Source organism: Microvirga makkahensis, assembly GCF_009830105.1.
GTDB classification, from domain to species: Bacteria; Pseudomonadota; Alphaproteobacteria; order Rhizobiales; family Beijerinckiaceae; genus Microvirga; species Microvirga makkahensis.
Window position 1 is genome coordinate 1 of the sequence record NZ_WURB01000053.1, and the last position, 8,762, is coordinate 8,762.

Annotated in this window: 5 protein-coding genes; 3 read left to right on the plus strand and 2 right to left on the minus strand. The window is 58.3% G+C overall.

Annotation, left to right across the window (positions count from 1 at the left end):
• The first annotated feature begins 872 nt into the window (after window positions 1–872).
• Together GR328_RS26025 and GR328_RS26030 are read left to right on the plus strand one after the other, a co-directional pair.
• Window positions 873–3,587 (plus strand): Ig-like domain-containing protein, encoded by a 2,715-nt coding sequence (locus GR328_RS26025; RefSeq protein WP_160888556.1) that lies wholly within the window; start codon window positions 873–875, stop codon window positions 3,585–3,587.
• 157 nt (window positions 3,588–3,744) lie between these two features.
• The gene (locus tag GR328_RS26030; protein ID WP_246216105.1) at window positions 3,745–5,910 is read left to right on the plus strand and encodes a CHASE2 domain-containing protein; all 2,166 of its coding nucleotides are present in this window, start codon (window positions 3,745–3,747) and stop codon (window positions 5,908–5,910) included.
• Between the two features lie 225 nt (window positions 5,911–6,135).
• Here the strand turns inward: GR328_RS26030 and GR328_RS27010 are convergent, their stop codons facing one another.
• Window positions 6,136–6,279, minus strand: a complete 144-nt coding sequence (locus GR328_RS27010; protein ID WP_205790330.1) for a site-specific integrase — start codon at window positions 6,277–6,279, stop codon at window positions 6,136–6,138.
• Between the two features lie 60 nt (window positions 6,280–6,339).
• Complete coding sequence (locus GR328_RS26035; RefSeq protein WP_160888558.1) at window positions 6,340–7,038, minus strand: IS6 family transposase; 699 nt, start codon at window positions 7,036–7,038, stop codon at window positions 6,340–6,342.
• 259 nt (window positions 7,039–7,297) lie between these two features.
• Between GR328_RS26035 and GR328_RS26040 the strand changes: the two genes are divergently transcribed.
• Window positions 7,298–8,762: methyl-accepting chemotaxis protein (locus tag GR328_RS26040; RefSeq protein ID WP_160888559.1), on the plus strand; the 1,465-nt coding region annotated here is incomplete at its 3' end.

The following is an 8,762-nucleotide window of genomic DNA, read 5'->3' on the forward strand; positions in this document are numbered from 1 at the left end:
CCGGTGCGGTGGCCGGTGGATCCCATCTGGTCATGCGAGGTGGCGACGACGAGCACTTTGGAGGCGGGCATCTCTGTTCCCCGGACGGTGGCGCTACGCCGTCAACCCGAAACCGCCGGGGAGGTTCTGACCGAGCGAAAGAACGGCCGTCGAACAGTACACCCTGCCTCTGAGATCCTTGCAGACTTTATTCCATTACCTACACTGGGGTATCCCAGCGGACATCATATGTGGACTTCGAGGCGACGGGGTCACCGTCCGCTCTCTGTGAGACCGTGCACGGATGGATGTACTCCGGCCCGGTCCTTTCCTGCACTGTCCTGGCGATGCAGGCGCCCGTCCGGTATCCAATCAGCCCAGGCCCTTAGTGCGCGAGGCAGAGATGCGAGGACATCCTGTCCGTTCGCCCCGGAGCCTGGGCTTTCCTGTTTCTGAGCCTTGCTGTGGCTGACATGTGGCCCCTGACACTGAGTGGAAGTGAGCCGAACGTGCTGATCCGGGCAGCGAGCGAACGTCCACACGGCTGCGCAGAAGGGCAGTGCCTGACCAAAAGGCGACATCCATTTCGCTAAGATGTGTATCAGGCGGAGTTCGAGCAGTATCAGAAGAGCGGTCCAGGACCTCAAGCTCCTTCCGGGCAGCTCTGCCGTTCAAGGATTGCTACATTAGCCGAAGGGGCAGAGCCTATCCTGCCCGGGCAACCTACGGGTATGCGACACTTGCTTTGTCAAACGCGGCGGTGTCCCGAGCACCTGGATGACCTTGTCGCCTCACAGGCAGCCTGTCAGGGGGGCTTCCATTCTCTAGGATTAGCTTCCGGTAGGAATGAGCTGTCGAAAAGACTATCATCAGATGAACCCGAGGGGGTTGCTGTGTACCAATCTGGGGACGGCGCCACTATTTTCGACATTGAGATCGACGCATCTGAGGCGTCGAGCCGTGCTGTTGACCCAGATTCTGCAATTCCGTTTCCTGACAAAGATCTTCTTTTCAACGCCAGTTTCAGAAGATCAGGAGCCGATCTCCTTCTCACAGCACCCGAGACAACCGCTGTCATCTTGGGATTCTTCAAGGACGAGCGGCGTCTCGGCATTACAACTCCGGGAGGGGCGAGCCTTACGGGCGCGGCCGTCGAGGCGTTGGCAGGTCCAGATGCGCCAGCGAAGTACGCGCAGGCAAGCGGTGCAGCGATGGCTTCGCCTCCAATCGGCCGCGTAGAAAAAGCATCAGGATCCGTCACTGTACTGCGGAATGGCGTCTCAACCGAGCTTCGGCTCGGCGACACAGTCGCGAAGGGTGACGTCGTACAAACCGGTCCGAACTCGGCGCTGACGATCAAGTTCAACGATGGGACGGTCTTCAGCCTGTCCTCCAGCGCCCGGATGGTGCTGAATGACCTGGTCTATGCTGCGGACTCCAATGCGAACTCGGCGCTTTTGACGCTCGTACAAGGTGTGATCGGGTTCGTAGCAGGCCGCATTGCAAAGACCGGTGATCTCAAGATCGACACGCCAGTCGCCACGATGGCCATTCGGGGGACAGCTGTTCAGACGGAGATTACAGCAGCCAGCGGAGCGACGCGGTTCTCCCTGCTCACCGAGCCGGACGGAAGCGTCGGTTCAATCGTTCTCCTGGACAAGAACAACCCATCTCACGTGATCGTATCAATGTCGGATGCTCGCGTCGCGACCCTCCTGACGCCAGTGTCCGGCTCCGTTCCGCAGATTACGCAGATCACCAAAACGGATGACGACATCCGCGGTGAAAGCGATTTCGTGAGGGATTTGTTTCAGTTCGTTTCCGTCGAGCCTCGGCAGAGGAGGGGCAGCAGCGATCCTTATGATACCCCGACCATCCCGGTGAACTTGCCCCAGGATGTTGATCCAATCGATCCTTCTGAGTTTGTCTTACCTCCTCTTCCTCTCCAACGCACCGTATCCCGCGATGTGATCCTTCCGCCCCTCATAGCAGCGCCTGCACCGACCCAGGGTGCTGCGATAGAGGATGGTCCGGTTGCGCAACTCAGCGCACTGGCAGCCTTCGATCCATCAGTGGCGGGAACGCTCGCACGAGCGGTTGTGCCGGCATCACTGCCCCCCGGCGTGACGTATCACGACGGCGAGCGAAGTTTTCGTCTGGACCCCGCCCATCCGGCGTACCAGCACCTGGGAGTGGGAGAAACAGAGACTGTCATTGTCGGTTACACTTTGATCTTCAACAATGGCACCGCCGTGCCAGCATCAGCAACCTGGATTGTCGATGGCCGCAACGACGCTCCCGTTGCAGGGAACGATCGCATTGGTGCTATCGAAGAGACGGGGCAGACGATCGTTAACGTCCTCACCAATGATCGCGACATAGATGGCGATGCTATCCGAGTGGCTCGCTGGACGAATCCGATCGAGGGCTCCGTCAACCTGGATGCAAAGGGTAACCTCGTCTTCGATCCTGGCGATGACTTTCAAGCCCTCAGTGCCGGTGAAGTCGCAACCGTGGCTTTTGCCTATACTATATCCGACAGCAACGGAGGGACCGATACTGCAACCGTGACCCTGCAGGTCCGGGGAACAGGGATGTTCTCATCGCCCCGTCAAGTCTCTTCAGATACTGACATTCTCGGGTTCAATCGCCAGTCAGTCTCTCTCTCGGTCGACGCGCCGACGGCTACAGCGGCTGCAACGGCGGATTTGGAACTGATGATCGGCCTCGGCCCGGTTCTGCAGCCGCAAATGAATATTCTCTATCTGATCGATATCTCGGGCAGCACCTCGGATGGCTTCGTGGGAACCCCGGTTGGCGATCTCAACAGTGATGGCCGTGCTAATACTGTTCTCGATGCAGAGATCGCTAGTCTAATTGCGCTGACCGAGCAGGTGAGGAGCCTCGGCTTCTCCTCAGCAGATGTCACGGTGACGGTTATTCCCTTCAACGGGAGTGCCGATCCGGCCGACTCGACGGAACCGCATCAGAGCAGCGTGAATGCTGCGACCTTCAACCTGGGGCAGGCCGGAGATGGAGCAATCGCTACCTATCTCAGAGGCCTTGATGCAGGCGGCGAGACGAACTTTGCCAGCGCCTTGCGAGCTGCCAATGATCGCCTTCAAGGTCTTGACCAAGGAGGCGAGGCAAACTTCCTGTATTTTCTCTCTGACGGCAGGGGGCAGGGCCTAATCGATGTTGAGGTCGCAATCCTGAACGATCGCTATGGAGCCAAGATCACCGCTCTCGGGGTCGGTGAGGGTTCGGACCTTTCACAACTGGATGAAATCGACAACACCGGCGGAGCTTCTCTACTGACATCACCGGGCCAGATAGATGTATCTGTTCTGGGGTCACCACTGCCAAGTGGGACAATCACCGATATCGACGTGATCGTGAACGGCAGGGATAACGGCGAGATCGGTCCAGAGGATCTCGTTCTGACGTCACGGGGACTGGTTCTCAACGCACCTGTCGACGGCTTGAGACGGTTCGCTGGCGATCAGAATGCAGTTTCAGCAACGGTCACGTTCGCCAGCGGTGAAGTGCTTGCGACCGAGCAGATTATCGCAGGCGCTCTGCCCCGCTCCACGGATGCTATCCTGTGAATGAACGTTCCCCGACCGCTGTCTCCTTCGGTTTTCTGCATGACTGTTTCTTCCTACAGAACATACGGTCGCGATCCGGAAGCCTTCGGAACTGCGCTGCTCAAGCACGAGACCCTGCTCCCGGGGAGCGAAAGCCATGCCGTCCATTCTGAAGTGGATGCGGCGCTTCGGGACCGGCCGGATCCTCGGTCTCCTGCTTCTCCTGAGCCTGCTTGCGCTTCGGGTCCTGGATCCAGGCTTCGTTGAGGCTCTTCGTCTGAAGTCGATCGACATCTATCAGCTCATGCACCCGCGCGCCGAGCGCCAAGACCTCGTAGCCATCGTAGATATCGATGAGCAGAGTCTGCGCGCTCTGGGGCAGTGGCCGTGGCCACGCACGATCATGGCGGAGATGGTTGCGAAGATCGTCGAAGGAGGCGGAACGGTCATCGGGTTCGATGTGCTTTTTCCGGAGCCTGATCGCAGCTCGCCGGAGGTCGCGGCCGAGACCTTTCAGGGTTTAGACGACGCCACACGCGAGAAGCTCCGACACCTGCCCAGCAACGACATCATCTTTGCCAATGCCATTCGTGCGTCTGCGGTGGTGCTCGGACGTTCGGGGTATCGAGTCTCAGGGTCTGTGCCCACCGCCCAAGCAGGGATCCAGACGGGAATCGCAACTCTCGGTCCTGACCCGCGTCTCTTCTTGGTCGAGTTTCCACACCTGCTGCAAAATCTTGCCGTTCTCGACGAAGCCGCTCAAGGACATGGCATGTTCTCGGTTTCTCCCGACCGGGATGGTGTCGTTCGACGCCTCCCAGTCGTCGCGGTGGCCGGTGGAACCATCGTTCCTTCTCTTTCACTTGAGATGCTGAGGGTCGCCACCGGATCGGAAACCGTTCTCGTCAAGACAGATCCGAGTGGTGTTCGGAGCGTCAGGGTCGGCGCTTTCGAGATCCCCACGGATGGAAAAGGCCGGGTCTGGGTTCATTACTCATCACCCAACCTAGGTAGATACATCTCTGCAATCGACCTCCTGCGCGACAGAGTGCCCGCGGGCGCCTTGGCAGGGAAGATGGTGCTTATCGGGACATCGGCCGCTGGTCTTCTCGATCTCAAGGTCACCCCGATTCACCCGGCCCTACCAGGGGTAGAATTGCATGCGCAGCTCCTGGAGAGTGCTCTCACAGGCTCGACTCTGAGCCGGCCGAGCTACACAGCCTTCATTGAACTTGTGCTCGCAGCCTTGATGAGTGTGATGCTGATCGCCAAAGCTCCAAAGGTGAATGCCGGAACTCTCTTTGCTCTCGGTGGCGCTACTGCCGCGGTGACACTGGGGGTGTCGTGGTACTTGTTCGCAGGCCTTGATCTTCTCATCGACTACACTTTCCCCTTGGTCGCAAGCTTCTTGGTTTACGCCGTTCTCGTTTGCACCAACTATGTGACCGTTTCTGCAGATCGCTACCGGATCAGATCGGCCTTCAGCCAGTATCTCTCGCCCGAACTGGTCGAGCAGTTGGCGCAATCTCCGGAGAAGCTGACACTCGGCGGAGAACAACGTGAGCTAACCGTTCTCTTCTCGGACGTGCGTGGTTTCACGGCCATTTCCGAGCTCTACAAAGATGATCCAAACGGGCTGACGGCTCTCATCAACCGGCTTTTCACCCCGCTTACGCGGGACATCATCAAGCGCCGTGGGACGATTGACAAATACATGGGCGACGCGATCATGGCCTTCTGGAACGCTCCGCTCACTGATCCCAACCATGAGGTGAACGCATGCGAGGCGGCATTTGCAATGCTGGACAGCCTTAAGGCCCTCAATGAGCAGCGTCAGAGGGAAGTTGGCGACAATCAGCCAGTTTCACCGCTGAGAGTCGGAATAGGCCTGAACACCGGCCTCTGTGTAGTCGGCAATTTCGGATCCGATCTTCACTTCAACTATTCGGTTTTGGGCGACACTGTTAATCTAGCGTCCCGCCTCGAGGGACTGACCAAGCTGTATGGTGTCCCTATTGTCGTAGGTGAGAAAACTGCCCGAGCAGTCCGCTCTCGCTTCGCCGTTCTCGAAGTCGATCATCTGCAGGTGAGGGGAAAACGCGAGCTGGAGCGGATTTTCACGATTGTGGGTCACGCTGATGTTCTCGGAGACCCTGATTTCGTGGAGCTCGTTGAACGAAACGGCGACATGCTCGCTGCATATCGCAACTGCGACTGGCCGCAAGCTCTCGAGTTAAATTTCCTTTGTCGAGAACTCGGCAAGAAGTTCGGCCTTGATGATTATTATGAACTCTATGTTCAGCGTATCCGGCACCGGGCTAATACCTCTGTGTCGTCGAGTTGAAGAGGCTGCGGCTCAGCCAAGATTTAGAGAGATCTTAGCTTAAGCCGCACTCATACGAGGACGCCCGACGCGACGATCGCCTATGCGAGCCATCAAGCGCGCGAACGCCGCCTTCCGACACGGGGCGCTCCTTTGCGTTGCGACTGCTTGAGTCTCAGGTCCAGACCTTGCTCTTTAACAAGCTATCGGCTTCGAGGTGGCTCGTCGGGGAGCCGCCTCAGGTGGTTAGAACTCAATCTGCTCCGCAATCAGAAGGGCATCGTCAATGTCGGTGCCGAGATACCGCACGGTACTCGCGATCTTGGTGTGACCGAGCAGGGGCTGGACGGCGCGGAGTTTGCCTGTTCCTTGATAAATCATTGAGACCATTGTGGGTTGCGTCGCAAATTCTGAACGGGACAACAAGGAAGCTGGGAATCTGTGAAGCGTTTATGCTGCGAGCAGGTCAAACTGCTGCGCGAGTGATGACTGCGGATTGCAGGCGTACCTCGCCTGCTGTTTACGCATCATGTGAATCATCTCGATACCGTCCAAAATCACACGGGCACTGGTCATGGACTGAAATCCAAGCATCGGCCGCACTCGCCGCTTGATGGCGCGGTGATCCTGCTCAATGCAATTATTCAAGTAGCGCCTCGGGTGGATCCTGACCGGCTTGAACTTGCGCTTTGACCTGTCCTGCAGCCGGTCCGTAATATCACAGGATAAGATCGCCTCACGGTTCGGTTGGCTGCCACCGATGACATTCCGCTCAGACCGGCCATGCCGCTTGAGCGCGTTGCGCAGGAACCGCTTGGCAGCGGCGAGATCTCGCCGGTCACTGAACCAGAACTCGACCGTGTCGCCATTGTTGTCGACGGCCCGATAAAGATACTGCCACTGCCCGCGCACCTTGATGTATGTCCCGTCAACATGCCATTGGCCAGTGACTGGACGCTTGCGGCGATTGAATTGCTCCAGCAGGGGCGAGGTATTGTGAGTAGCCCAGCGGTGGACGGTGGCATGGTCAACGGAGATGCCTCGCTCGGCCATCATCTCCTCAAGATTCCGCAGACTCAGATTATAAGCCAAGTAGCATCGGACGCAGAGCAGGACCACTAAGCGATCAAAATGCCTGCCCTTGAACACGCTATCCTCCGCCGTCGAACCCGCCGACACGATAGCTGAAACTCTAAAGCAAATTATTCCGACAGATCCGAAAGGTTTCTCAGCCGAGTGCCCATGGAAGATCATAGGGTTGATCGATTAGAGCGCATAAGTGCGAGGCTCCTCGCAAGCCCCGGGACAGCTTGGCTGGCTACGCTTTCTCTCCTAATTTCAATTTTCATAACGAGTTTTCCCGGCATTGCACATGAGCCTCAAGATACGATCGATCAAGAGCCGGGTTATGCTGTTGGCCGGCATAGGCTTCATTGGCGCGAGCGCCATCCTGACCTTCTCCGGCTCTCAGATCATGATGACCACCAGCCGAACGGAGTCTGTCTCGGCAGCCCGCACACTTCTGACCCAGTATAAAGGTGTTGTTCAGGAGGAGATCGGAAGAGCTATCGTGGCAGCAACGGTCGCAACTTCGGCTGTGGAGGGGGTTGTCACAGACCGCCAGCTCGACCGCGATGAGCTTGGTGAGGTCATGACCCGGATCATCAAAGGCCGACCCGACCTGGTCGGAATGACCCTCGCTTTCGAACCTGACGCGCTCGACGGCCGCGATGCGGAGTACAAGCAGCATCCGTACTCTGATGCGACTGGCCGGTTCGTTCCCTACTTCTTCTGGACACCTGATCGTGCCATCGGGGTCGAGCGCTTGGTTATGACGAAAGAGGCCGGCATCGAGAATTGGTACGAGAAACCCCTGAAGGAAAGGCAGACGCTCATCACGCCGCCTTACATTTATCCGGTGAACGGCAGGGATGTCCTGATGACGACCGTCAGCTCTGTTGTCAGACGGGGAGGCGACGGAATCGGCATCGTGACCGCTGATCTTGCTCTGAACAAGATCAGCGAAGTGATCAACGGCCTGAAGCCGTTCGGTGAGGGTTCCGTGGCTCTGGTCGGATCGGGAGGGCTGTGGGTAGCCCATAAGGACAGCAATTTTCTTGGGAAGGCTGCAAACGATAAGTTGCTGACTGAACTTGCCGAAAAGATCGATGATACTGGATTTGCTGATGCAACCGTAACTGCCCCCTCGGGCGTCGAGCTCTATCGCGCCGTTGCATCGATCGATTTCCCGGGCGTGAAGGAGCCCTGGCTTCTTTCGGTTTCTGTTCCGGCAGACGCAATGGTTGCAGGTGCGCTGGCGGCTCGGCAGCTCATGCTGCTGGTTGCAGCAGGACTTTTGGCGCTGGCTCTTGCCGGTGCATGGCTGGCTGCCCGGTCGTTGGCTCGCCCCATTGTCCGAATGACAGCAACCATGCAGGAGCTGGCCAGCGGGCATACCAGTGTTGAAGTCATGGACAAGGACCGTTCGGACGAAATCGGTGGTATGGCTGCGGCAGTCCAGGTCTTCAAAGATGCGCTGATCGCCAAGGAGCTGACCGCCGAGCAGGCGGCTCGCGAGGCCGACGCGAAGATGCGCCGAGCGCAAGCTCTGGACGAGCTCACGCAGCGGTTTGAGGCCCAGGTGTCGGCTCTCACGCAGGGCCTGGCCTCGGCCGCCACCGAGATGGAGGCGACCGCCCAAAGCATGACAGCGGTTGCCAACCAGACGACCCAGCAATCCGTGACTGTCTCCTCCGCGGCGCAGCAGACCTCGGCCAACGTGCAGACGGTGGCCGCCGCCACGGAAGAGCTCTCCATCTCGATCCGCGAGATCGCCTCGCAGGTGGGCCAGTCCTCGCAGGTGGCCGAGAAGG